The sequence below is a fragment of the Chryseobacterium sp. BLS98 genome (assembly GCF_001045445.1).
Taxonomy (GTDB): domain Bacteria; phylum Bacteroidota; class Bacteroidia; order Flavobacteriales; family Weeksellaceae; genus Chryseobacterium.
This window is the reverse complement of the sequence record NZ_LFNF01000001.1, coordinates 409,282-431,997: the sequence shown is the minus strand read 5'-3', so window position 1 is coordinate 431,997 and position 22,716 is coordinate 409,282. Positions and strand designations below refer to the sequence as shown.

Here is a 22,716-nt window from a genome sequence, read left to right as displayed (position 1 = left end):
CGTTCCTTTTTTAGGAACGGATTTTTTTTGTATAAAACTTTAAATATTAATATTAGCGATCATAAAATATATTTCAGACAATCCTTTGTGTCATTTTTTCTCCTATACCTTTAAACCGCTTTTCCTTTGACATACATAATCAGACTTGGCGATCATTGAGGTTTTCTTACCCTATTTTAAAGCTCATTTATAATCTGATAATGCTCAGTCATAGCAGGTGAGATATGTCAGTCTTATTTGTTTATTTAGAATTAATAAAAATAATAATTTTGTAAAAAATTATCAGATGAATAAAGTAGTATCCTTTTCTCTGCTTGTATTAGGTGGGGTTTTTGTAAACGCACAGCAAGTAAATGATTCTATTAAAAAATCAAAGGAAATTGATGAAGTAGAGTTATTTGGTGAAAAAAAGAAACAGCCTGCAGGGCTTGAAGCCATTACCAGATTGCCCCTGAAGACCAGAGATCAGATCCAGAGTATTTCAGTGATCTCCCATAAAGCAATTGAAGAATTGGGAAGCCTTACAGTAACAGATGTGGCTAAAAACGTACCGGGTGTGACCTTATTTTCCAGCTACGGTGGCGGAAACGAAAGCATGTCTATCCGGGGATACCGCGGAGTGCCTGTATTAAAGAATGGAGTTCAGATGGATTCCGATTTCCGTACAGCCGGAATGATCACCGATATGCAGGGAGTTGAAAGCATCCAGGTCCTGAAAGGTTCAGCAGCAGTTACACAAGGCATAGGAAACGGACTGGGCTCAGCAGGTGGAGTCATAAATGTGGTAACTAAAAAGCCTCAGTTTGTCAACAAAAGTAATGTTGGTTTCAGATATGGAAGCTGGGATTTTTACAGGCCGACTGTAGATTTGCAGAGAGTTTTAGATTCCCAGGGAAAAGTTGCTGTAAGATTTAATGGTGCCTATCAGAATAACAATTCTTTCAGGTCTCATGTAGAAGGCGAAAGAATTTATATCAATCCATCCGTGGCTTACCGTCCTGACGATAAAACGCAGATTGTTGTTGAGATGGATTACCTTCATGACAAGCGAACTCCGGACAGGGGAACAATCAACCTTGCAGACGGAAATGTAGAGGCTCTTTATACAATGCCTAAAGGTGCTTTTCTGGGATACACTTCCGATTTTACAAAAGTACAGTCATTCAACTTTTCTACCCTGGTAGAAAGAAAGCTTACAGATAAATTGAAGCTAAGAGCAGCCTATATTTCCGGAGAAAGAGAAGTCAACAGTGAGGCATCATCTATAGCCCATGCTAAAAATACTCCCTGGACCGAGCGCTACAGAACAATAGGAAAAAGCAGAAGTATTGATGCCAACAGAGTGTTCCAGGCAGACTTTATCGGAGAAAATATTCAGACCGGATTCATCAGGCATACATTCCAGGTGGGGGTAGACTGGAAAGAAAGCGAAGTGACTACTTATGCTTTTAACGCCTATAAGAATTCTATTTCCCAGGCTAACCTTATCAATGCCAACAACCCGCTGGATTCATTTGATGTGTTGAAAGGAATTTCAAACACATTACCGGTAAACGTATTGTACGATCAGTCTAAAGATCCCGGAGTGGTAAGAACACCTACGTTCGGAGCAATGGCACAGGATGTAATGTCTTTCGGAAAATATGTAAAGGCACATGCAGGCGTTCGATATAGCAGGGTGAACGGAGCGGGCGACAATGTAAGTGATGCATGGAACCCTTCATTTGGTCTAATGCTTTTCCCTGTAGAAAACGTTAATGTCTTTGGGTCTTATACTACAACCACGTCATTGAGATCAGCAAACAATGTTCTTTTAGCAGGAGGAAATGTAGGAGCTTCCACAACCAAACAGTGGGAGGCAGGTATTAAATCCGATTGGTTCAATGAGCGTTTGAGATTTAACATTACATTGTTCGATATTAAAACAGACCACCTTTCTTTTACCATACTTGATGAAAACTATAACCCTGTTGTGATCAATAAGCAAACGATGTACGGCCTTGCAGGAGAACTGAGGAGAAAAGGAATTGAAGTAGAGTTAATCGGTAGAATCCTTCCAAACTTACAGGTAATGTCAGGATGGGCTTATCTGGATGCCCAATACCAGAATAGTCCTGCATACGTGAATGGTTCAGCACCAATGAACGCTCCTAAGCATACTGCAAACGGCTGGTTGAATTATAAATTTAATACAGGAGCATTAACAGGTCTTGATGTAGGAGCCGGAATTTATTACGTAGGAAAAAGACCGGTTGATGAATGGACTCAGAAAACGTTCACTGCAGGTCATGCCAATAGTGTAAGCCCGGGAACGAAACCGTTTAACATGCCTGAATATACAACTGTAGATGCCCAGGCAGGATATACCCTGAAAAATGGTCTGGGATTAAGAGTATTCTTCAACAATATCTTCGATTCGGTAGGGTACAGTTCTTATTTCAGAGGAGGGTACATCGATCAGATCCAGCCGAGAAACTTTGCCGTACAGGTCAATTATAAATTCTAACCGGTAAAATTATTCATTATGAAAAATATCAGAGCAATAGCCTATGCTGTAGTTTTTGGAATAGCCATAGTATCCTGTGCTTCCGATACCGAACTTTCAGAAGAAGAACTAAAGGCTGCCAATGAGGCAATGAAATATAATACTCCATACCAATGGAATAACTGGCCACAGAATACCTGGAATAACGGAATGCCGGGAATAAAAAAGCTCGGGTTCGGAAAAGATCTACCTTCGATGCAGATGTATAACCAATCTGAAAAAATGACTTTCGGAAAGAAGTAATAAAATAATCATTCATATCAAATTTTAATTAGAAAACATTAAGGCAGGATTTCTGTCTTAATGTTTTTGTTTTAAGAATTGTAATCAAAAAAGTAAAGCATAAGGTTAAGAAAATTATTCTTCATGTTGTTCTTTCCAAATTTATTTCCCCCTGATCCAAGTTAATTCAATACATTTAATCATTAAAAGAATTGACACTATGAGCCATAAAAACAATAATCTTTTTGAGAGATTTTCAGATTGGGCAACCAAATTTACAGGAAGTTCACATGCATTTATCGGAGCGGTGCTTATCGTAGTTGTATGGGCGGCTTCAGGTCCCATTTTCAATTACTCAGAAACCTGGCAGTTGGTCATCAATACCGGAACTACCATCATTACTTTTTTAATGGTATTTTTAATCCAGAAAGCACAGAACAAAGACTCAAAAGCAATACAGATTAAACTGAATGAACTTCTGGCAGCCAATGAAAAAGCCAGTAACCGGATTGTAGATATAGAAGACCTTACGGAGAAAGAGCTGGACCAGCTTCACTGCTATTATGAAAAACTTGCCGACTTTGCAGAAAAAGATAGCGATATTCATACTTCGCACTCCATAGATGCAGCTCAGAGAAATCAGGATTACAAACATAGTGTCTTTAAGAAAAGACATGAAGAGTGGCTTCAGAAACAGCAAGAAAAAAAGGAATCGTAATGATTCCTTTTTTATATTAGCAAATGTTTGATTATTTTCTAAGAAAGTATCCGAAATAACTGCAGCTTCCGGAAAGTCCCTTCAATGTTTCGGTATCTGCATACTGAGATTTCAGCTGGGCAAAATAAGTTCTGTATTTCTGATTTCTGATATTGTCCAGTTCAGCCTGATGGGCCTGTTCCTTTTCAGAATACTGAGGATCTGAGTAGCTTATCTGAGATGCATTTTTAGCTTCATACTGGTAATACTTTCCTTGTTCTGCGCTGGCCATCTGGAAAAGAACTCTGGCTCTCTGCTCCTTGTCCTTTGAAAGCTTCAGGGTCTTTTGGTAATAGTTAATAGCAAGATCAAAATTATCAGGTTCAATATAAGTCGTATCAAGGAAATTCTTATAATAATACTTGTAAGGATTTTTGCGGTCCGTATTCCAGAAATCATACTTTCCTCCGTTACTGTTATCAATATCCATCACGAAAAGCTGGCGGTAATATCCTAAGCTGGAAGTATTGTAGAGTAGGTTTCCGATAAGCTGGTTGGCTTTCGCTGCCTTTTCATCTGTCCCGTTACCGATTTTTTTAAGCTGGATCAGAGCATCTGCCAGTTCCAGTTTATTCATACTGCTTTTAATGAAAGGGAATGCGGAATAATCTTCAGCTTCCATACTTTCGGTTTCCGGGCTTCCGAAACTTTCCCATACATTATGTCCGAAAACAAGATTCGAAATATCCCTGAAGCCATTGTATTCTCCGGCCGCATATTGTTTCGGAGTTATTTTTTCCCCTTTATCGGTCCAGTCATAATTCATTCGCGGAATTCCTGCAAAGCCCTGGGCTTTTTCATAATACGATTTAGCTTTTTCAAAATCTGCCAGTTTCATGGCTCTGTCTCCGTAGATCATACTGAAGAAAGCATCAATATTCCCTACATCGTCCATGTTTTTGGCGATGATTTGCTGCTCAAACTGGGTTTTATTCGGTTTTTTGTAGAATTCCTCAACACTTTTTACCAGGCTTGAATTCGGGTTATACTGAAGATCCGAAAGTTTGTTGTTCATCAGGAACGATTTTCCGTCTTCCCCCTGAAGGAAGTAGCGGTTGGCAAGAACATCTTTCAGGAAGTCTGCTGTAGAAGGGGTTTCTCCATAGTAATCGTAATCATCCGCATTCGTGCTGTCTTTTTTTACTTCTTTTTTTACAAAATAATCAGCATAATCTTTCATTAAATGATCTTCATATTCCGCATCAATCTTAGGATGCGAAACGATATCATTCAGAACCTTCATTCTTTTGATTTCTTCCAGATATTCCGGGTTTGTTGTTTTAATATCTTCCAGAATCTCAGAACTTGCTTTGTAATCTTTTTTCAGAAACTTCAGGTAAGCATCAGCGATCTGCCAGTATTCATCCTTAGATACTTTTTTAGTTTTCTCTGTAAATTTTTCAAGATCGTTCAGATAGTCCTGGGTCTTTTCATCATATCCATAACCTGTTTTGGTATAGAAAGGAATTCTGTCAGGATTGTTCAGCAATTCGTCATCACTCTGATCATTTTTATCTCCGTTCTTGCTTTCAGATTTCGATCCTCCGAAAAGGTTTTTAAAGAATCTTACGATCTTTTGCCAGAATGAAAGCTTCTCTTCTTTTTTCACTTCTGAAGATTCAGAGGTAGAAGCGGTAGAAGTTTTGTCGTGATCGTCTGCATTTCCTCTCTGTATATATACATTGTCTGCGGCATCGGACGTATAATAATAAATTGGAAGATAGCTTCTTTCCAGTTCGTTGATGCTTCTTACCGCCATTACTTTCAGGATCTCGGAATCAGGATTGATGTCGTACATCTTTTCCATAATAGGAATTGGATTCGTGAAACCTTCATAGCCCAGTAAGAAATAAGCCATATTTTTCTCATCATTGGTGCCGGCCCGTTTCATAATATTGCTGAAAGAAGCCGTATCCGACAGTTTCATTGAGACAAAAGCGGATTCCTTGCGGTCCTTGCTGTGCATAAATACCTGGAAGAAATTCCAGTTGGCATCAGCATTCATTGCTTTTCCTCTCTGAGCACCCGCAAGCTGATCCAGTGCCATAAAGTAGACTGTTCCTTTCAGTTTGACAGGTTCTATATACGTTTTGAAAGCTTCCAGTGCAGCATCATAATTTCTAGTATAATGATTGAAACGCACCAGCTGGTATCCATAACGCTGCTTGATTTCAGGATTTCTCGCTGCATTGTATAAAGAAGTCAGAGCATTGACTGTTTTAGCATAATCAATGGAAGTGGCATTCACATTGCTTGAAGGACCATTGCTGTAAAATGAGTCCTTACTTTCCACATAATTGATGCTCATATAAGGCTCCAGATATTTGGCTTCAATTAAATAATCAATGCCTTCCCTGTATTTCTGATAGAATCCGGTACCCAGTTTCTGCAGCAATGGATTGGTCGGTGTTCCGTTTTTCAATGCGTTCAGGTCATTCATGCTGATTTTGTACACCAGATTCTCTGTTTCCGCATAATTCAGTTGGTTATTGAAAAACTTTTTCCAGGTTTCTATATTGTCATCCGGAATCTGCATTCCTTTATAGTCACCATAGAACCTGTTTGAATAGGTAAGCAGGAAAGGAAGATAAGATTTATCCTTAATGATGCTCTGGGTAAAAAGGTTGAAATATTCATAATCAGGGTCCGACCACGCGCAGGCGTCAGATTTTGTATAGAAAAGCGATAAAACCGCTAATGAAAGAATGTACTTTTTCATATAGTTGATAGGTGTTTTTAGTTTTTATAACCGAATTCAGGTAAAGTTTAAATTCTTGCAGCTTCTTAGCTAAAAGATCTGGCTTTAAAAAATTCTGTTACTTACAAATTTACTATCTAATTGATAATAAATTATATTAAAATGTGGTATTTTTTTCTCAAGGAAGCGGGTAACATCCTGCAGCTGATCATCAGATATTTCTTCAACCCTGATCCTGAAACCCTTGCTTAGGAAACTCCCGAAATAAAAGCCGTCTTTTATGATTTCGACTTCGTTATCCGAGATTCTTTTAAATCCGGGATTTTCCAGATCTTTTTTGGATAAGGCATTAATTAATTTATGCTTTTCAAGATGATTCGTTACAATTCCCCAGGAATAAATAGGTAAAGCCACCTCCATTTTTTTAATCGGATAATCCTCCAGCTTAGAAAGGTAGCTTTTTAAAACAGTCACATCCAGGATAGAATTTTTAGTGGATTTTTCAAGTGGGGATGAAGTGGAGTAGCACATGAGATAGACCTTTTCTACAGGCGGAATCCCGGTTTCATTTTTATCTTTAACCTGATGAAGCCGCAGGGTACAGGTAATCTCCTTTCCTGAAACCTTTTTCAGTTCCTTCAGGAATTTAAAATAATCGTCCCGAGTTCCAGCCGTCCAGTCACAGTCGATCTGAATTTCATTATTGATCTTCAAATGATATTCTGTTGCTTTCTTCTGAACCAGATCATGAACATTTTTAGCAAGAAACCTGATCTCCTCAGCTGATATATGATACATAGACTGATTGGTAATGAAAACGGCTGGTACAATTTGTTTATTGGTCCTAAAACTATTGTCATGGGTAATAACAGCAACCGGCTGGAATTTTCCACTGACTTTGTCAATATCAAAAAATCTTGTGTACAGATAAGGAACCGAAGCCTGGTCCAGCGCTTTTTTTTCTTCCTGATCCAGTTTAAGATGGGTTTTCCAGTAATAGAAAGTATAGAGATGCTTCTCTTTCCCGCTGCATGAGGCCAAAATAAAGAGAATAAACAGAATCTTTAGTGCTTTCATCGTTGGTACAGTTCGCTTTCGCAGGTACAGATATCTTGTGTGGCGCTTTCCATACTGGAGCAGCAGTCTTCGGATTTCTGAATATTTCCATCCTTATCTGTCATGTATATCTTATTCTTGTCAAATTTCACGTAAAAAGTTTCTTTGTATTTTTTGAAAGAGACCTTCATTACTTTTGGATTGTATTTTCCGGCATTCATTTCCTCTGTGGTTTCAGTCCGGTCTGCCTGGTTTATCTGAACATAGCCGAAATGAACATCACCGTTTTTCTGTACCTCAAGATAATAATGAGGAGTTCCGGATCCGCTGTATCCCTGAACAATATCAAAACTTCTGTATCCGGTAAAAGGGGCTTTTGTCTGTGCAAAAGAGAAAACACTAATGCATAAAATGATGAGAGTGAAAATATTTTTCATATATTTTTTTTCAAAAGTAAAAATATTTAAGCAAAAACTCAACCGTAAAAACCCGGTGATTACTTGTTTGAAGTAATTCCGATAGATTGTTAACCATAAAAGTCACAAAAGTTTTGAAACACCTTAGTTATTTTAAATTGTCAGCTTTGCGAGTAATAAGTACACTTAAGTTTTATGAAAATCTTTGATTTCTACTTATGTGATATTACTGTTTTCAGCATCGTTAAACTTTTAAAAGCTAAAGTGTTCTTAAGTGTTAAACAAACCAAAACTTTTGTGGCTTTTGTGGTTGAATTCTTTCCATCAGTATAAAAACAGAAAAACCATTCCAAAACGGAATGGTCTTATATAATTAAGTTAAAAATTCAAATTAGAATACAGTAGCAGCCAGTTGAATCCTTGCATATCTATTAGAAGGATTCCACATCGCCATCATAGCAACCGGCAGGCTGTAGTGATCTGTAATTTTTAAGGTTTTGCTGGCTTTTAGCCCTACATTCACAATGTCAAAATTATTGGTTCCGTTTCCATATAGAAAGCGGCTGTCGTTGAGGGCAAATCCGGCTCCTACAAAAGCGTCCAGATTTACTTTCTGTCCAGCAATCACCGGGTAACTTGCCTGAACATACGTAGAGTACTTATTCTTTTTATAACTTCCGTCAGGTTCCAATACCACTTCACCGGCGTTGGCACCGCCATACAGCATAATATCAGCTTCAATATTAAGCGGGAATGAGGGTCCGAAAGTATAATTGGTTCTAAGATCAATGATGTGTGCGGTTCTTCTCTGTGAGTAACTGAAGATATCATCCGCAGCTACAGCCGTATTGATGTTCCTTGAATTATACAGATCCCATAGCCCGATATAAAAACGGTTATGAGAGTACTGAATGTAATAGTTGATCTCTTTGTAATGAGTGCCGTCTTTGTCGTCAGCTAATGCCGAGGCTCCCCAGATGCCAATTTTCCATTTCTTTTTAGCATCCAAAGCGTAAGACAGGTTTCCCATTACCACAGGTTTGTCTGTAATAATAAGCCCCCTCCAAAGGTGGTTATTCTGAATATTCACTGTGAAATCTAACCTGTTGTTTTCTTTAGTCTCCTGGTTCTCCTGAGAGAATAGCTTTCCTGTGCCCAAAATGATCAGGCATGCAATTTTTAAAATTTTCATCGGGTATTTTTAATGTATTATTTCAAAAAGAACGGCTGCGATAACAGCTCCCAGAATAGGGCCTGCAACAGGAATCCAGGCGTAGCCCCAGTCACTGCTGCCTTTTACGGGAAGTATGGCATGCATGATTCTTGGTGCCAGGTCTCTTGCAGGATTAATAGCATAACCGGTAGTTCCGCCAAGAGATAAACCGATAGCCCAAACCAATAAAGTAACCGGAAGTGCTCCTACAGAACCTAATCCCACCTTGGCAGTCGGATCAGCATTCAGAGAAATACTCGGATCTGAGAAGTGAAAGATAACAAATACGAGCACAAACGTTCCGATAATCTCACTGATCAGGTTTGAAAATGTATTCCTGATAGCCGGACCGGTACTGAAACAGGCAAGTTTGCCACCTTCATCCTCTGTAATAGCGAAATGGTCTTTATTAAACAGCCACACCAGAAAAGCGCCAAGCATTCCGCCAAGCATCTGTGCTGCAATATAAGTGGGAACAAGGTCCCATGAAAATTTTCCTGCAACAGCCAGTCCGATGGTCACAGCTGGATTCAGATGGGCCCCGCTTGCCGGGCCCGCCACGGTAACGCCTACGAAAACAGCCAGTGCCCAGGCCGTCGTAATGACGATCCATCCTGAGTTGTTTCCTTTGGTGCCTTTTAAGACAACGTTGGCTACAACGCCGTTGCCTAATAATATAAGAAGCATGGTTCCTATAAGTTCTGCGGTAAATGGGGTCATGAGTAGTTTTTTTAGTTAGAATTTAATCTTCGATCCAGCTTTGTGAACGCTTTACTGCTTTGTTCCAGAAATGGATCATATGATCTGCTTTTTCTTTGTCTACTTTAGGATGGAAATCTTCGTCCACCACCCATTGGGATTGGATCTCGTTGATATCTTTCCAGTATCCTACCGCTAAACCGGCAAGATAAGCTGCTCCTAAAGCGGTTGTTTCAAGTGTTTTTGGTCTGGTGATCTTAAAGCCGAAAAGGTCAGACTGTATCTGCATCAGAAGATCGCTTGCGGAAGCGCCTCCGTCTACTCTAAGTTCAAGGCTCGGTCTTCCTGAATCCGCTTCCATGGATTTTACAATATCATATACCTGGAATGCTATTCCTTCCAGAGTGGCTCTTGCAATATGTCCGTTGGTTGTTCCACGGGTTACGCCTACAATAGTTCCGCGGGCATACTGATCCCAGTAAGGTGCACCTAATCCTGTAAGTGCCGGAACAAAATAAACACCTCCGTTGTCTTCGACGCTTGCGGCAAGATCATTCACCTCCTCCGAGGTATGGATAAGTTTAAGGCCATCTCTCAGCCATTGTATGGCTGCTCCGCCTACAAACACACTTCCTTCCAGGGCATAATTTACTTCTCCATTGATCTTCCATGCAACAGTAGTCAGAAGATTGTTTTTAGAAGAAACGGCTTCTTTTCCTGTATTCATTAATAAGAAGCAACCTGTTCCGTAGGTGTTCTTTACCATTCCGGGAGTGATGCACATCTGTCCGAATAAAGCAGCCTGCTGGTCTCCTGCAATTCCTGCAATTGGAATTTTGGTAGAAAATAAAGTGGTTGCAGTCTCCCCATAGATTTCACTGCTTTGTTTTACTTCAGGAAGTACAGATCTTGGAATGTCAAACAAATCCAGAAGCTCCTGGTCCCATTCTAAAGTATGAATGTTCAGAAGCATCGTTCTGCTGGCATTGGAAACATCGGTGATGAACATTTTTCCACGGGTAAGCTTCCATACCAGCCATGTATCGACAGTTCCGAAGCATATTTTTCCTTCTGCTGCTTTTTCCCTTGCACCTTCTACATTGTCAAGAATCCATTTTAACTTGGTTGCTGAAAAGTAAGCGTCCAGGACAAGTCCGGTTTTCTCTTTGATTTTTTCAGCATAACCCTGGTCTTTCAGTTCATCACAATATTTAGATGTCCTTCTGTCCTGCCATACGATAGCATTATAAATAGGTTCACCGGTTTCCTTATCCCAAACAACAGTAGTTTCACGTTGATTGGTGATACCAATGGCAGCTACTTCCAATCCGGAAATACCAGCTTTAGCGATAACCTCTGCGGCAACAGATATCTGGGAAGACCATATTTCGTTAGGGTCGTGCTCTACCCATCCGGGAGTAGGGAAGATCTGTTCAAAGTTTTTCTGGGAGACATATTCTATAGCTCCGCTGTGGTTGAATAAAATGGCTCTGGAGGATGTGGTCCCCTGGTCCAGAGCGAGAATCAGTTTTTCCTTCATACTGCAAATTTTTAATTATGAGTAATAGTTTTTGGGGTATATGGCGTTAATAAATATCCTTTTGCTAGTTCAATAAATTCTTTTTCCTGTTCTACGGCCCATTCCTGAGAATGTCCTTTTTCTTTAGCGATGAGCTGTGCGATGGTGTGAGCACTGTCAATCGCAGCTCTTGCATCTAAAAATAACAGACGTACTCGTCGCGCGAGAATATCCTCTATGGTTTCTGCCATCTCATATCTTATAGCCCAAACTGCTTCTGCAATAGTGAAAGCGTGGTCAGGATGAATCTTTTGGGAATATTGAGGATCACTGCTCTGCAATGATTTTATAGCCGGAATATCTGACCCATACACGTAAAGATGGCTGGTACGATCTACAAGTTCTGCTTTCATGTTGCCATGAATGGAAAGGTTTTCTGTTTGAGAAGGTCCTCCGTTTAAATGAAGGATTTCTACTGCCTTATCAATAGTATCTTGCGCCATTTTACGGTAGGTAGTCCATTTTCCTCCAATGATGGAGACTAGTCCGGTATCAGAAGCAATAACCTTATGGCTTCGGGATACTTCCTTGGTGCTTTTACCTCCTTCTTTTGGCGCTGCAAGAGGCCTCAGTCCGGCAAACATGGATTTCACATCTTCTCTCGTAGGCTTTTTAGCTAAATACTGTCTGGCTGTATTTAAAACGAAACTGATTTCGGATTCCAAAGCATGCGGCTCAAAGCTTGGATTTTCAAGAAGGGTGTCTGTTGTTCCCACCAATGCCCTGTCATGCCATGGAACGACGAAAAGAACTCTACCGTCAGAAGTTTTTGGGATCATGATGGCATCATCACTTTTGAGGAAAGATTTATCTAAAACCAAATGAATTCCCTGGCTTGGAACAACAAATTTACCATGCTTAGGATTATTCATATTCAGAATATCATTGGTAAATACACCTGTTGCATTAATCACAGCTTTTGCACGGAGCTCATACTGCTGGCCGGAGAACTGGTCTTCTGCTTTTACCCCGTTTATTTTTCCGGAATCATTCTTCAGAAGTCCGGTTACTTTCATATAATTAATAGCACTGCCCCCTTTTTCTATAAGAGTCTGGGTTAAATTAATGGCTAACCGTGCATCATCGAATTGCCCGTCCTGATACACTACGCCGCTTGCGAGATTGTGCTGTTCAATGGTTGGAAGCTTTTCAACGGTCTTAGCCTTACTGATATATTTTGTTTTACCAAGGCTCAGTTTCCCTGCAAGGAAATCATAAATAGACAATCCTATTTTATAATAGATTCCTCCCCACCAAGTATAGTTAGGGATAATGAATGACTGGTTTTTTACTACATGGGCTGCATTTTGGGCAAGAAGCCCTCTTTCTTTCAATGCCTCTTTTACAAGGCCTACATCTCCCTGGGCAAGATATCTTACACCGCCGTGTACCAGTTTGGTGCTTCGGCTGGATGTTGCTTTTGCGAAATCGTGTGATTCCAGAAGAAGGGTTTTAAATCCTCTGCTGGCTGCATCCAATGCTGATCCTAAACCACTGGCACCACCGCCAATGACGATAAAGTCCCATTCCTGGATGCTGGTTAATTTACTTATTTCTTCGTTTCGTTTCATAAATGTTTCGTTTATGTTTCGTTTTCAAATGTATAAATTAAAAATGAAACTAAAAAGAAAATAAATGAAATTTTATCGGTCTCGAAAAAAAATGGTATTTTTGATGAAAGAATCAGAATGGAAAAGTTAATACCAAGGCATAATGATATATTAAAAGAGCTGGATGAAAAAGGAAATGTTCTTGTACAGGATCTGTGCGAGAAATTCAATGTTTCATCAGTTACGGTCCGAAAGGATCTGAATTATCTCGAAAGCCTGGGACTGCTTTTCCGTAATCATGGTGGAGCAAGCAAGCATATCAGATATGCCTATGAAAGAAATGTGGATGAAAAGGAAAACATCAATGTAGAAGCTAAGCAGAATATAGCAAAAGCGGCATTGCAGCTCATCCAGGAAAACGACTGTATTATTCTGGCTTCAGGAACTACAATGCACTATCTGGCAAGAATGTTGGTGAACTTTGGCCCGCTTACGGTTCTGACTTCTTCTTTAAGAGTGGCTATAGAGCTGTGTAATAATCCTAATATTAATATTATACAACTAGGAGGAGAGGTCCGGAAGAGTTCAACTTCTATTGTAGGTTCCATTTCTGAAGGTATTCTCAAGCAGTTTTCTTGCAATAAGCTTTTCCTGGGTGTGGACGGGATTGATATTGAGTTCGGGATCAGTACCTCCAATGCTGCAGAGGCTCACCTTAATCAGCTTATGATAGAATGTTCCGAAAAGGTGGTCATTCTTGGTGACTCCTCGAAGCTGAATAAAAAAGGCTTTGGAAAGATTGCTTCTTTGGATAAGGTGGATTACCTGATCACAGATAATGGTATTGGTGAGGAGGATAAATCTGCATTGGAAGAAAGGGGAGTTACGGTCATTGTAAAATAGCTTCTTTAAATAAGAGTTTTATAGTATTAAAATAGAGACCTTCTGGAAAAAGAACGTCTCTATTTTAAATAAAGGTAAGTAGATTTATATCTGCCAGAAAAATCTTTCTTTGGCTTTTCTTTCTGCTCCGAGACGGCTGTAGAATTTAATTGCTTTTGTATTGAAGTCTGGTGTTTGCCATTGAATAATTGAACATCCCGCTTCTTTTGAATACTTTTTCACTACGTCCATTATTTGCTGGCCTGTTCCCTTTCCTCTTGCATTTTCTTTCAGAAACAGGCAATCGAGATATATGTAATAATCTGCATCCCATGTTGAAAACTGTCTGAAAAATGTGGCATATCCAATGATTTCAATACCGGATTCAACAACCAGGCATTTTAAACCGGATGATGATTCAAAAAGATGTTTTGAAAGTTGTTCCTTTTTGTTGTTTTCATTGAAATTGCTTTTTTCATAAAGGGCATGAGCTTTACACAGTCTGATAACAAATTCTATATCTCTTTCCTCTGCAAATCTTATTTTCATATTTTTTGATTTAGCAGGCACATTCAAACTGACTTCCTTTTGCGGGGCTGATTCCTTCTGTGGCATAACCGTCAAACTTCCACCATTCGATCCCTCCCATTAGTTCCAGTACTTTAAAGCCTAATTGTGTCATTTTTAAAGCACCTTTTGTAGAAGCATTACAGCCAATCCCATCACAATAGCATACATAGATTTTGGATTTGTCAAGATGTTGAGTGCTTTCCTCTGTCATTTCTTTGTGAGGCAGATTAATTGCGGAAGGAATATGTTCCTTATCATATCCGCTTGCTTTTCGGGCATCTACTGCTATGTAGTCTGTACTATTTTGAAATACCTCATAAAGGTCTGACGGGTCCATTTCATACTTTAATTTTCTTTGGTAAAATTCAATTTGTTCTTGCATAACTTTTAATTTGTTTATGGTGCAAAGCTATACTCAGGGTTCTTTTTTTTCTAAAATTAAAATTGAATGCTTTACAGTTTTAATTGAAATGTTTTCAAATACCATTTTTAAGCAGATGGTTAACTTTGCATTATGGAAATCAAATTCTTAAAACTTATTAAAACAATTGCAGAGGAGGGAAGTATTGCCAATTCTTCTGAAAAGCTTTTTTTAACACAATCGGCATTAAGCCATCAGCTTAAGGATCTGGAAATCCAACTGGGTTTTAAGGTGTTTTACAGAACAAGGAATAGTTGGGAATTAACTGAAGAGGGACATGTGCTTTATAAAACTGCATGTACGGTGATTGACAGTATAGGGGATGGGTTAAGTACTATTCAGCAAATAAGGGCAGGGGCAGCAGGCAGAATTAAAGTAAGTACAGAATGTTATTCATTTTATCAGGGGCTGCCGTTTTTTATTCAGAAAATGGGTGTTCTGTATCCTGATATTGAGGTTGATCTGGTACTGGAAGCCACCCATCAGCCTATTTTAAAAATGATAGCCAACGAAATTGATATTGCAATTGTTACTTCAAAGCCTTCTGATAAAGAATTGGTAAGTATTGAGGTTTTTGAAGATGAGATCTTTGCTGTCCTTCACCAGGAGAATCAATTAAATCATTCTGAGTATCTGGATGCTCATGATTTTATGGATATCCATTTGATTATTCATTCTCTTCCGCTAAAGACGGTTTCTGTTCACGAGATATTTCTAAAACCAAACGGAGTAATACCGGCAAAAATTTCCGCAGTTCCTTTAACGGAAGTTGCTTTGGAAATGGTGCAGGCTAATATAGGAATAACCTGTATGCCGAAATGGGCGTTGAAATCCTTTAAGCTATCAGACGAGTTGAGCTTTAAAAAGATTGGAAAAGACGGCTTAAAAAGAAAGCACTACTTGGTCGTGAGAAAATCAGATGTCAGGAAAAAGTATGTTAGTGATTTTCTTTTAAACTTCAAAGAACATTTTCAAAATTTCGGATAGTTTTTTATGCGGAATGGCTAAATGATTAAAAATCAAAATATTTTACTGTAAATATTTGTCAGTTCTAAAAATATTCATAAATTTGCACACTTCATTTTAGGGGCGTAGTATGCCTATATCAAAAGTAGAAATTACTTCAGACCTCCTGAATATGTGGAAATAGAAAGATAAATTTTATTATAATATAAACAATGTCAGGTATTATTGGTAAAAAAATCGGTATGACGTCTTTGTTTAACGAAGAAGGAAAAAACATTCCTTGTACAGTTATTCAGGCTGGTCCATGCTCGGTTTTACAGGTCAGAACCATAGAAAAGGACGGCTACAAGTCAGTTCAGTTAGGTTTCGATGACAAGAGTGAAAAGAACGTAGGTAAAGCGTTAGCTGGTCATTTTAAAAAGGCTGGTTCTGCTCCAAAAGCTAAGTTGGTAGAATTCTACAGAGAATTCGTAGACGAAGTAAAAGTAGGAGAAGAAGTAAAAGTTGATCTATTCGCTGAAGGTGAATATGTTGACGTAACAGGAACTTCAAAAGGTAAAGGTTTCCAGGGTGTTGTTAAAAGACATGGCTTTGGAGGTGTAATGCAAGCTACTCATGGTCAGCACAACAGACTTAGAGCTCCAGGTTCTATCGGTGCTGGATCGGATCCTTCAAGAGTATTCAAAGGAATGAGAATGGCGGGTAGAATGGGAGGTAAGCAGGTAACTGTACAAAACCTTCAGGTATTAAAAGTGGATCAAGAACAAAATCTTTTAGTAGTAAAAGGTGCTGTTCCGGGAGCTAAAAATTCTTATGTAATTATCAGAAAATGGAACTAGTAGTATTAAATACATCAGGAAAAGAGACCGGAAGAAAAGTAACTCTAGACGAAACAGTATTCGGAATTGAGCCAAATCAGCACGCGGTTTACTTAGAAGTTAAACAGTACCTTGCTGCACAAAGACAAGGGACTCATAAAGCAAAAGAAAGAAGCGAAATTACTGCTTCTACTAAAAAACTTAAGAAGCAAAAAGGATCTGGTTCTGCAAGATATGGTGATATTAAATCTCCAACTTTCAGAGGTGGTGGTAGAGTATTCGGACCAAAACCAAGAGATTACAGATTCAAATTGAACAAAGCTCTTAAGAGATTAGCTAAAAAATCTGTTCTTTCTCAGAAAATGAGAGATAACAGCATCAGAGTAATGGAAGATATGAGCTTAAACGCTCCTAAAACGAAAGATTTTATCGCTATCCTAAATGCTTTGGCATTGAACGATAAGAAGTCTTTATTCGTTCTTCCTGAAGCTAACAAGAATGTGTATTTATCTTCAAGAAACTTGCCTAAGACTAAAGTAATGAACTTCAACGAAATCAGTTCATACGATTTAATCAATGCAGGTGAGATTGTATTCTTAGAAGGTGCAGTTGAAAAATTCCAGGAAAATTTAAAGAAATAAATCATGTCACTTATTATTAAACCAGTTATTTCAGAAAAGGCTAACTATCTTACAGATTTAAGAGGTGCTTATTCTTTCTTAGTTGAACCTAAGGCGAATAAAATCCAGATTAAAAAAGCTGTGGAAGAAGCTTACGGTGTGAAAGTAGCAGACGTTAGAACCATGATTTATGCGCCTAAAGTTTCTTCGAAATACACTAAAAAAGGTCTTCAAGTAGGAAAGACAAACAAATTGAAAAAAGCGGTTATCACTCTTGCTGAAGGGGAAGTAATCGATATTTTTGCTGTAAATTAATTATAATTATAAATAATAGTAATGTCTGTTAGAAAATTAAAACCTATCACCCCAGGACAGAGATTCAGAATTGTAAACAATTTTGAGGAAATTACTACCAACAAACCAGAGAAATCTCTTACAGTTGGTATTAAAAAGTCAGGTGGACGTAACCAAACTGGTAAAATGACCATGCGTTACACCGGAGGTGGACACAAAAAGAAATACAGAATTATCGACTTCAAAAGAAACAAGCATGACGTTGAAGCTACCGTTAAAACTGTAGAATACGATCCAAACAGAACTGCATTTATCGCTTTATTAGAATATGCTGACGGAGAGAAGAGATACATCATCGCTCCAAACGGTATCAAAGTAGATCAGAAAGTAGTTTCAGGAGAAAGCGTAGAGCCAAACATCGGTAACGCAATGAAATTGAAAAACATTCCATTGGGTACTGTAATCTCTTGTGTTGAAATGAAGCCTGGACAAGGTGCTATTTTAGCAAGAAGTGCTGGTTCTTCAGCTCAATTAACTTCAAGAGACGGAAAATACGCAATCATCAAATTGCCTTCAGGAGAATCAAGAATGATCCTTACTGAATGTTATGCAATGATTGGATCAGTTTCTAACTCTGACCACCAGTTAACTGTATCAGGTAAGGCTGGTAGAAGCAGATGGTTAGGTAGAAGACCAAGAACAAGAGCCGTTGTAATGAACCCTGTAGATCACCCAATGGGAGGTGGTGAAGGACGTTCTTCAGGAGGTCACCCAAGATCTAGAAACGGTATGCCGTCTAAAGGTTACAAAACTAGAAAGAAAAACAAAGTGTCTAACCGTTACATCGTATCTAAAAGAAAATAATTATGGCAAGATCACTTAAAAAAGGACCGTTCATTCATCATACTTTAGATAAGAAGGTTCAGGCAAATATAGAGTCTGGTAAGAAGACAGTTATCAAAACTTGGTCTAGAGCATCGATGATCTCTCCGGACTTCGTAGGACAAACTATTGCTGTACACAACGGGAAATCTTTTATCCCTGTATATGTTACAGAAAACATGGTAGGTCACAAGTTAGGCGAATTTTCTCCAACAAGATCTTTCAGAGGTCATGGTGGTAACAAAAACAAAGGAAGCAGATAATCATGGGATCAAGAAAACAAGATAGCGCAATCGCAAGAAAAGAAGCTAACAAAGACGTTGTAAAAGCTTCATTAAATGACTGCCCATCATCTCCAAGAAAAATGAGATTAGTTGCTGATATCATTAGAGGAGAGCAGGTAGATAAAGCTCTTTATATCCTAAAATATTCTAAAAAAGAAGCCTCTAACAAATTAGAGAAATTACTTCTTTCTGCTATGGCAAACTGGCAGGTGAAAAATGAGGGTGCTGATATTGAAGAAGCAAACCTTATCATTAAAGAAATCTTCGTGGATAGTGCAAGACAATTGAAGAGACTAAGACCAGCTCCGCAAGGTAGAGGGTACAGAATCAGAAAAAGATCTAACCACGTTACATTAATCTTAGGTAATAAAGAAAATTAATCAAGGTATGGGACAGAAGACAAATCCAATTGGTAACAGACTAGGTATCATCAGAGGATGGGATTCTAACTGGTTTGGCGGAAACGATTATGGAGACAGAATCGCGGAAGACTACAAAATCAGAAGATACCTTGAGGCTAGATTATCTAAAGGTGGTATTTCAAAAATCTATATTGAAAGAACACTAAAATTAGTAACAGTGACAATCACTACTGCCAGACCGGGACTTATCATCGGTAAAGGAGGTCAGGAAGTTGATAAATTGAAAGAAGAATTGAAGAAACTTACTGGTAAGGATATTCAAATCAATATTTTCGAAATCAAAAGACCTGAACTTGACGCAGTATTAGTGGCTGACAGCATCTCTAAGCAGATCGAAAACAGAATTTCTTACAGAAGAGCTGTTAAAATGGCGATGGCAAGTACAATGAGAATGGGTGCTGAAGGTATCAAAGTTCAGATCTCTGGTAGATTGAACGGAGCTGAAATGGCAAGAAGCGAATCTTTCAAAGAAGGAAGAATCCCATTGTCTACTTTCAGAGCTGATATCGATTATCACTGGGCAGAAGCTCACACTACTTACGGTAGATTAGGAGTAAAAGTTTGGATCATGAAAGGGGAAGTTTACGGTAAAAGAGAACTTGCTCCACTAGTGGGACAACAGAAAAAAGGAGGTCCTTCAGGAGGCGGAAACAGAGGAGACAGAGACAACAGAAGACCTAGAAAGAATAACAATAATAACAATAATAATTAAAAATTTTAGGTTAGAAATTTTGAATTTTAAATTACCGTTACTTTTTTAAAATATAAAAAATCTAAAATCTAAAATCTAAAATCTAAAATTTAGAAATTATGTTACAACCAAAAAGAACCAAATTCCGTAGAGTTCATAAGATGAAGATGAAGGGGATTGCTCAGAGAGGTAATCAACTGGCTTACGGAACATTTGGAATCAAAGCTATAGAAGGTGCTTGGATCACTGCAAGACAAATTGAAGCTGCCCGTATCGCTGCGACAAGATATATGAAGAGAGAAGGTCAGCTATGGATCAAAATCTTCCCGGATAAACCAATTACTAAAAAACCAGCCGAAGTACGTATGGGTAAAGGTAAAGGTGCCGTGGAATATTGGGTAGCCGTAGTAAAACCAGGTAAAATTATGTTCGAAGTTGGAGGTGTACCTTACGAAGTAGCTAAGGAAGCCCTAAGACTTGCAGCTCAGAAATTACCGGTAGTTACTAAATTCGTAGTTGCTAACGATTTTGTTAAACCTCTTTAATCTTTGATATAATGAAACAAGCTGATATTAAAAATTTAAGCGCGGGTGATATTCAAGCAAAACTTGCTGAATTGAAAGCTCAATATTCAAAACTGAAATTGGCTCACAAGATCAGTCCAATTGAAAACCCGATCCAAATCAGAGATTTGAGAAGAACAATCGCGAGATTAAACACTGAGTTAACCACTAAACAACAATAAGATTTTCATACATTATGGAAAGAAACTTAAGAAAAGAAAGAATCGGAATAGTTTCCAGCAATAAAATGGAAAAGACCATTGTTGTAAGTGAGACTACGAGAGTAAAACACCCGATGTACGGTAAATTCGTTCTAAAAACGAAAAAATATACTGCACACGACGAGAACAACGAATGCACAGAAGGCGATACAGTTCTTATCCAGGAAACTAGACCTTTGAGCAAGAGCAAGAGATGGAGATTAGTAAGAATCATTGAAAAAGCTAAGTAATAATGTTACAAACAGAATCAAGATTAAAAGTTGCTGATAACACAGGTGCTAAAGAGGTATTGGTTATCAGAGTTCTGGGAGGAACCAGAAGAAGATATGCTTCAGTTGGTGATAAAATCGTTGTTACTATCAAAGATTCTACACCATCAGGGAACGCTAAAAAAGGTCAGGTATCTAAAGCTGTAGTAGTAAGAACTAAAAAAGCAGTTAGAAGAAAAGATGGTTCATACATCAAATTCGAAGACAATGCTTGTGTATTACTAAACGCAGCGGGAGAAATGAGAGGAACACGTGTTTTCGGACCGGTTGCTCGTGAGTTGAGAGACAAAGAATATATGAAAATCATTTCATTAGCTCCTGAAGTACTTTAATTTTTAAAATTTTTAAAAGAAAATGTCAAAGTTAAAAATAAAAAGAGGAGATAACGTCATCATTACTACTGGTAAGAAAGATATCAAAGGTAAGACTGGTGAAGTTATTGAAGTGATCAAAAAAGAAGGAAGAGATCCTAGAGTTATCGTTGCAGGACTGAACATCGTTAAAAAACACGTTAAGCCTTCAGCTTCTAACCCTCAAGGTGGAATCACTGAAAAAGAAGCTTCTATTCATATCTCAAACGTAGCTTTAGTTGGTAAAGACGGAAAAGCTATCAAAATCGGTTACAAAATCGAAGGAGATAAGAAAGTAAGAATCAACAAAAAAACGGGTGAAACTTTATAATTTGAATTAACACATGGAATTTATAGCAAGACCCAAAAATATATACAACGAGAAAATTGTTCCTGCAATGATGGAAGAATTTGGGTACAAATCAGTAATGCAAGTACCTAGATTGGAAAAAATCATCTTATCTCAAGGTTTAGGTGATGCCACTGCAGACAAGAAAATCATTGATTACGCTGTAGAAGAATTAACAATGATTACCGGCCAGAAAGCAGTAGGTACTATCTCTAAGAAAGACGAAGCAGCTTTCAAACTGAGAAAAGGTATGCCTGTAGGTGCTAAAGTAACATTGAGAGCTCATAAAATGTATGAATTCTTAGACAGACTTACTTCTTCTGCTTTACCACGTATCAGAGATTTCTCTGGTATCAAGGCAGACGGGTTCGATGGTAGAGGTAATTATAACTTAGGTATTACTGAGCAGATTATCTTTCCTGAAATCGTAATTGACAAAGTGAAAAAAATCCAGGGGATGGACATCACTTTCGTTACTACTGCGAAAACAGATAAAGAAGCGAAAGCTTTATTAACTCACTTCGGTTTACCATTTAAAAAGAACTAAGAAATGGCTAAAGAATCAATGAAAGCGCGTGAGCGCAAAAGAGAAGCACTAGTTGCTAAATACGCTGACAAAAGAAAAGCTTTAAAAGAAGCTGGTGATTATGAAGCACTTCAGAAATTACCTAAAAATGCTTCTCCTGTAAGATTACACAACAGATGTAAACTAACAGGTAGACCTAGAGGATACATGAGAACGTTTGGTATTTCCAGAGTAACTTTCAGAGAAATGGCAAACAACGGTCTTATCCCGGGAGTAAGAAAAGCCAGTTGGTAATAATTACTAATTAATCGGGACAATTAAGTTGTCTGGATACTAAAGAATAAAAATATCAGACCTAAGATTTTCTGAAGTCTGATATTTTAATCTTCAAGTCCCTTCAATACTGATTGTCTTTAACCAATAATTTAAAATAGAAAAATGGTAACAGATCCAATTTCAGATTTCCTAACAAGAGTAAGGAACGCACAAAGCGCAGGCCACAAAGTGGTGGAAATTCCTGCATCGAAAATCAAAAAGGAGATTACTAAGATCTTATTTGATCAAGGGTATATCTTAAACTACAAGTTTGAAGATAGCGCTGTTCAAGGTACGATCAAAATCGCTTTAAAGTATGACAAGCAAACTAACAAGCCGGCTATCAAGTCTATTCAAAGAGCTTCTAGACCAGGTTTGAGACAGTACAAAGGTTCTGCTGAACTTCCAAGAGTACTGAACGGGTTAGGTATAGCTGTTATCTCTACTTCTAAAGGAGTAATGACTGACAAGAAAGCTAGAGAAGAAAAAGTAGGCGGTGAAGTAATCTGCTATGTTTATTAATTTTTAATCAGAGGAA

Annotated in this window: 29 protein-coding genes; 20 read left to right on the top strand and 9 right to left on the bottom strand. The window is 38.2% G+C overall.

The window, feature by feature from the left end; genetic code table 11:
• The first annotated feature begins 286 nt into the window (after nucleotides 1–286).
• From ACM40_RS01995 to ACM40_RS01985, 3 genes are all read left to right on the top strand, one after another.
• Nucleotides 287–2,506, top strand: a complete 2,220-nt coding sequence (locus ACM40_RS01995) for a TonB-dependent siderophore receptor (RefSeq protein ID WP_048501159.1) — start codon at nucleotides 287–289, stop codon at nucleotides 2,504–2,506.
• 18 nt (nucleotides 2,507–2,524) lie between these two features.
• A complete protein-coding gene (locus ACM40_RS01990; RefSeq protein WP_048501158.1) occupies nucleotides 2,525–2,788 on the top strand; it encodes a hypothetical protein in 264 nt (87 codons plus the stop codon).
• A 199-nt stretch (nucleotides 2,789–2,987) separates the two neighbouring features.
• Nucleotides 2,988–3,485 (top strand): low affinity iron permease family protein, encoded by a 498-nt coding sequence (locus tag ACM40_RS01985; protein WP_048501157.1) that lies wholly within the window; start codon nucleotides 2,988–2,990, stop codon nucleotides 3,483–3,485.
• Nucleotides 3,486–3,516: 31 nt separating this feature from the next.
• On the opposite strand, the gene ACM40_RS01980 is transcribed toward ACM40_RS01985, so the two are convergent.
• The 7 genes from ACM40_RS01980 to ACM40_RS01950 form a co-directional block, all read right to left on the bottom strand.
• Nucleotides 3,517–6,243 carry a hypothetical protein gene (locus ACM40_RS01980; RefSeq protein WP_048501156.1) on the bottom strand — a complete coding sequence of 909 codons (2,727 nt, stop codon included), beginning with the start codon at nucleotides 6,241–6,243 and terminating at the stop codon, nucleotides 3,517–3,519.
• 84 nt (nucleotides 6,244–6,327) lie between these two features.
• A complete protein-coding gene (locus ACM40_RS01975) occupies nucleotides 6,328–7,299 on the bottom strand; it encodes a hypothetical protein (RefSeq protein ID WP_048501155.1) in 972 nt (323 codons plus the stop codon).
• Entirely contained in the window at nucleotides 7,296–7,715 is a 420-nt protein-coding gene (locus ACM40_RS01970; protein WP_048501154.1) for a hypothetical protein, read from the bottom strand. The genes ACM40_RS01975 and ACM40_RS01970 overlap by 4 nt, the downstream gene beginning before the upstream one ends.
• A gap of 370 nt (nucleotides 7,716–8,085) precedes the next feature.
• Nucleotides 8,086–8,886 carry a hypothetical protein gene (locus ACM40_RS01965; RefSeq protein ID WP_048501153.1) on the bottom strand — a complete coding sequence of 267 codons (801 nt, stop codon included), beginning with the start codon at nucleotides 8,884–8,886 and terminating at the stop codon, nucleotides 8,086–8,088.
• Between the two features lie 9 nt (nucleotides 8,887–8,895).
• A complete protein-coding gene (locus ACM40_RS01960) occupies nucleotides 8,896–9,627 on the bottom strand; it encodes an MIP/aquaporin family protein (RefSeq protein ID WP_048501152.1) in 732 nt (243 codons plus the stop codon).
• Between the two features lie 22 nt (nucleotides 9,628–9,649).
• Nucleotides 9,650–11,146, bottom strand: a complete 1,497-nt coding sequence (glpK, locus tag ACM40_RS01955; RefSeq protein WP_048501151.1) for a glycerol kinase GlpK — start codon at nucleotides 11,144–11,146, stop codon at nucleotides 9,650–9,652.
• Between the two features lie 11 nt (nucleotides 11,147–11,157).
• Nucleotides 11,158–12,756 (bottom strand): glycerol-3-phosphate dehydrogenase/oxidase, encoded by a 1,599-nt coding sequence (locus ACM40_RS01950; RefSeq protein WP_048501150.1) that lies wholly within the window; start codon nucleotides 12,754–12,756, stop codon nucleotides 11,158–11,160.
• Nucleotides 12,757–12,873: 117 nt separating this feature from the next.
• On the opposite strand from ACM40_RS01950, the gene ACM40_RS01945 reads away from it, so the two are divergent.
• The gene (locus ACM40_RS01945) at nucleotides 12,874–13,638 is read left to right on the top strand and encodes a DeoR/GlpR family DNA-binding transcription regulator (protein ID WP_048501149.1); all 765 of its coding nucleotides are present in this window, start codon (nucleotides 12,874–12,876) and stop codon (nucleotides 13,636–13,638) included.
• 84 nt (nucleotides 13,639–13,722) lie between these two features.
• Here ACM40_RS01945 and ACM40_RS01940 read toward each other — a convergent pair whose 3' ends face one another.
• Together ACM40_RS01940 and ACM40_RS01935 are read right to left on the bottom strand one after the other, a co-directional pair.
• Nucleotides 13,723–14,166: a GNAT family N-acetyltransferase gene (locus tag ACM40_RS01940; RefSeq protein WP_048501148.1), complete on the bottom strand. Its 444-nt coding sequence runs from the start codon at nucleotides 14,164–14,166 to the stop codon at nucleotides 13,723–13,725.
• Nucleotides 14,167–14,176: 10 nt separating this feature from the next.
• A complete protein-coding gene (locus tag ACM40_RS01935) occupies nucleotides 14,177–14,569 on the bottom strand; it encodes a rhodanese-like domain-containing protein (protein ID WP_048501147.1) in 393 nt (130 codons plus the stop codon).
• Nucleotides 14,570–14,701: 132 nt separating this feature from the next.
• Between ACM40_RS01935 and ACM40_RS01930 the strand changes: the two genes are divergently transcribed.
• The 16 genes from ACM40_RS01930 to rpsH all read left to right on the top strand — a co-directional run bounded on the left by ACM40_RS01930 (nucleotide 14,702) and on the right by rpsH (nucleotide 22,700).
• Complete coding sequence (locus tag ACM40_RS01930; RefSeq protein ID WP_048501146.1) at nucleotides 14,702–15,595, top strand: LysR family transcriptional regulator; 894 nt, start codon at nucleotides 14,702–14,704, stop codon at nucleotides 15,593–15,595.
• A gap of 191 nt (nucleotides 15,596–15,786) precedes the next feature.
• Nucleotides 15,787–16,413, top strand: coding sequence for a 50S ribosomal protein L3 (rplC, locus tag ACM40_RS01925; protein WP_007839520.1), 627 nt, complete (start codon nucleotides 15,787–15,789; stop codon nucleotides 16,411–16,413).
• A complete protein-coding gene (rplD, locus tag ACM40_RS01920; protein ID WP_048501145.1) occupies nucleotides 16,404–17,033 on the top strand; it encodes a 50S ribosomal protein L4 in 630 nt (209 codons plus the stop codon). Before rplC ends, rplD begins: the two co-directional genes overlap by 10 nt.
• Nucleotides 17,034–17,036: 3 nt before the next feature.
• Nucleotides 17,037–17,327, top strand: a complete 291-nt coding sequence (rplW, locus tag ACM40_RS01915) for a 50S ribosomal protein L23 (protein WP_040993527.1) — start codon at nucleotides 17,037–17,039, stop codon at nucleotides 17,325–17,327.
• Nucleotides 17,328–17,348: 21 nt separating this feature from the next.
• Nucleotides 17,349–18,170, top strand: a complete 822-nt coding sequence (rplB, locus tag ACM40_RS01910; RefSeq protein WP_048501144.1) for a 50S ribosomal protein L2 — start codon at nucleotides 17,349–17,351, stop codon at nucleotides 18,168–18,170.
• Between the two features lie 2 nt (nucleotides 18,171–18,172).
• Nucleotides 18,173–18,451 carry a 30S ribosomal protein S19 gene (rpsS, locus tag ACM40_RS01905; protein WP_002983209.1) on the top strand — a complete coding sequence of 93 codons (279 nt, stop codon included), beginning with the start codon at nucleotides 18,173–18,175 and terminating at the stop codon, nucleotides 18,449–18,451.
• Nucleotides 18,452–18,453: 2 nt separating this feature from the next.
• The gene (gene rplV, locus ACM40_RS01900; protein WP_048501143.1) at nucleotides 18,454–18,852 is read left to right on the top strand and encodes a 50S ribosomal protein L22; all 399 of its coding nucleotides are present in this window, start codon (nucleotides 18,454–18,456) and stop codon (nucleotides 18,850–18,852) included.
• A gap of 7 nt (nucleotides 18,853–18,859) precedes the next feature.
• Nucleotides 18,860–19,606, top strand: coding sequence for a 30S ribosomal protein S3 (gene rpsC / locus ACM40_RS01895; protein WP_040993530.1), 747 nt, complete (start codon nucleotides 18,860–18,862; stop codon nucleotides 19,604–19,606).
• 98 nt (nucleotides 19,607–19,704) lie between these two features.
• Nucleotides 19,705–20,130, top strand: a complete 426-nt coding sequence (gene rplP, locus ACM40_RS01890; RefSeq protein WP_040993531.1) for a 50S ribosomal protein L16 — start codon at nucleotides 19,705–19,707, stop codon at nucleotides 20,128–20,130.
• Nucleotides 20,131–20,141: 11 nt separating this feature from the next.
• Nucleotides 20,142–20,330, top strand: coding sequence for a 50S ribosomal protein L29 (rpmC, locus tag ACM40_RS01885; RefSeq protein ID WP_040993532.1), 189 nt, complete (start codon nucleotides 20,142–20,144; stop codon nucleotides 20,328–20,330).
• A gap of 11 nt (nucleotides 20,331–20,341) precedes the next feature.
• Entirely contained in the window at nucleotides 20,342–20,599 is a 258-nt protein-coding gene (gene rpsQ, locus ACM40_RS01880) for a 30S ribosomal protein S17 (RefSeq protein ID WP_053073319.1), read from the top strand.
• Between the two features lie 2 nt (nucleotides 20,600–20,601).
• The gene (gene rplN / locus ACM40_RS01875; protein ID WP_007839504.1) at nucleotides 20,602–20,970 is read left to right on the top strand and encodes a 50S ribosomal protein L14; all 369 of its coding nucleotides are present in this window, start codon (nucleotides 20,602–20,604) and stop codon (nucleotides 20,968–20,970) included.
• A 22-nt stretch (nucleotides 20,971–20,992) separates the two neighbouring features.
• On the top strand, nucleotides 20,993–21,319 hold the full coding sequence (gene rplX, locus ACM40_RS01870; RefSeq protein WP_047427597.1) for a 50S ribosomal protein L24: 327 nt from the start codon (nucleotides 20,993–20,995) through the stop codon (nucleotides 21,317–21,319).
• A 13-nt stretch (nucleotides 21,320–21,332) separates the two neighbouring features.
• On the top strand, nucleotides 21,333–21,884 hold the full coding sequence (gene rplE / locus ACM40_RS01865) for a 50S ribosomal protein L5 (RefSeq protein WP_048501142.1): 552 nt from the start codon (nucleotides 21,333–21,335) through the stop codon (nucleotides 21,882–21,884).
• A 3-nt stretch (nucleotides 21,885–21,887) separates the two neighbouring features.
• Nucleotides 21,888–22,157, top strand: a complete 270-nt coding sequence (gene rpsN, locus ACM40_RS01860; RefSeq protein WP_040993535.1) for a 30S ribosomal protein S14 — start codon at nucleotides 21,888–21,890, stop codon at nucleotides 22,155–22,157.
• Nucleotides 22,158–22,301: 144 nt separating this feature from the next.
• Complete coding sequence (gene rpsH / locus ACM40_RS01855) at nucleotides 22,302–22,700, top strand: 30S ribosomal protein S8 (RefSeq protein WP_048501141.1); 399 nt, start codon at nucleotides 22,302–22,304, stop codon at nucleotides 22,698–22,700.
• Nucleotides 22,701–22,716: the final 16 nt, after the last annotated feature.

Coding starts and splice junctions, on each gene's coding strand:
- rpsN (WP_040993535.1), top strand. CDS start 21,888: ATGGCTAAAGAATCAATGAAAGCGCGTGAGCGCAAAAGAGAAGCACTA.
- rplP (WP_040993531.1), top strand. CDS start 19,705: ATGTTACAACCAAAAAGAACCAAATTCCGTAGAGTTCATAAGATGAAG.
- rpsC (WP_040993530.1), top strand. CDS start 18,860: ATGGGACAGAAGACAAATCCAATTGGTAACAGACTAGGTATCATCAGA.
- ACM40_RS01985 (WP_048501157.1), top strand. CDS start 2,988: ATGAGCCATAAAAACAATAATCTTTTTGAGAGATTTTCAGATTGGGCA.
- rpsH (WP_048501141.1), top strand. CDS start 22,302: ATGGTAACAGATCCAATTTCAGATTTCCTAACAAGAGTAAGGAACGCA.
- ACM40_RS01945 (WP_048501149.1), top strand. CDS start 12,874: ATGGAAAAGTTAATACCAAGGCATAATGATATATTAAAAGAGCTGGAT.
- ACM40_RS01965 (WP_048501153.1), bottom strand. CDS start 8,886: ATGAAAATTTTAAAAATTGCATGCCTGATCATTTTGGGCACAGGAAAG.
- ACM40_RS01960 (WP_048501152.1), bottom strand. CDS start 9,627: ATGACCCCATTTACCGCAGAACTTATAGGAACCATGCTTCTTATATTA.
- ACM40_RS01995 (WP_048501159.1), top strand. CDS start 287: ATGAATAAAGTAGTATCCTTTTCTCTGCTTGTATTAGGTGGGGTTTTT.
- rpmC (WP_040993532.1), top strand. CDS start 20,142: ATGAAACAAGCTGATATTAAAAATTTAAGCGCGGGTGATATTCAAGCA.
- rplC (WP_007839520.1), top strand. CDS start 15,787: ATGTCAGGTATTATTGGTAAAAAAATCGGTATGACGTCTTTGTTTAAC.
- glpK (WP_048501151.1), bottom strand. CDS start 11,146: ATGAAGGAAAAACTGATTCTCGCTCTGGACCAGGGGACCACATCCTCC.
- rplN (WP_007839504.1), top strand. CDS start 20,602: ATGTTACAAACAGAATCAAGATTAAAAGTTGCTGATAACACAGGTGCT.
- ACM40_RS01940 (WP_048501148.1), bottom strand. CDS start 14,166: ATGAAAATAAGATTTGCAGAGGAAAGAGATATAGAATTTGTTATCAGA.
- rplB (WP_048501144.1), top strand. CDS start 17,349: ATGTCTGTTAGAAAATTAAAACCTATCACCCCAGGACAGAGATTCAGA.
- rplE (WP_048501142.1), top strand. CDS start 21,333: ATGGAATTTATAGCAAGACCCAAAAATATATACAACGAGAAAATTGTT.
- rplX (WP_047427597.1), top strand. CDS start 20,993: ATGTCAAAGTTAAAAATAAAAAGAGGAGATAACGTCATCATTACTACT.
- ACM40_RS01970 (WP_048501154.1), bottom strand. CDS start 7,715: ATGAAAAATATTTTCACTCTCATCATTTTATGCATTAGTGTTTTCTCT.
- ACM40_RS01990 (WP_048501158.1), top strand. CDS start 2,525: ATGAAAAATATCAGAGCAATAGCCTATGCTGTAGTTTTTGGAATAGCC.
- rpsS (WP_002983209.1), top strand. CDS start 18,173: ATGGCAAGATCACTTAAAAAAGGACCGTTCATTCATCATACTTTAGAT.
- ACM40_RS01930 (WP_048501146.1), top strand. CDS start 14,702: ATGGAAATCAAATTCTTAAAACTTATTAAAACAATTGCAGAGGAGGGA.
- rplV (WP_048501143.1), top strand. CDS start 18,454: ATGGGATCAAGAAAACAAGATAGCGCAATCGCAAGAAAAGAAGCTAAC.
- rplD (WP_048501145.1), top strand. CDS start 16,404: ATGGAACTAGTAGTATTAAATACATCAGGAAAAGAGACCGGAAGAAAA.
- ACM40_RS01950 (WP_048501150.1), bottom strand. CDS start 12,756: ATGAAACGAAACGAAGAAATAAGTAAATTAACCAGCATCCAGGAATGG.
- ACM40_RS01980 (WP_048501156.1), bottom strand. CDS start 6,243: ATGAAAAAGTACATTCTTTCATTAGCGGTTTTATCGCTTTTCTATACA.
- ACM40_RS01975 (WP_048501155.1), bottom strand. CDS start 7,299: ATGAAAGCACTAAAGATTCTGTTTATTCTCTTTATTTTGGCCTCATGC.
- ACM40_RS01935 (WP_048501147.1), bottom strand. CDS start 14,569: ATGCAAGAACAAATTGAATTTTACCAAAGAAAATTAAAGTATGAAATG.
- rplW (WP_040993527.1), top strand. CDS start 17,037: ATGTCACTTATTATTAAACCAGTTATTTCAGAAAAGGCTAACTATCTT.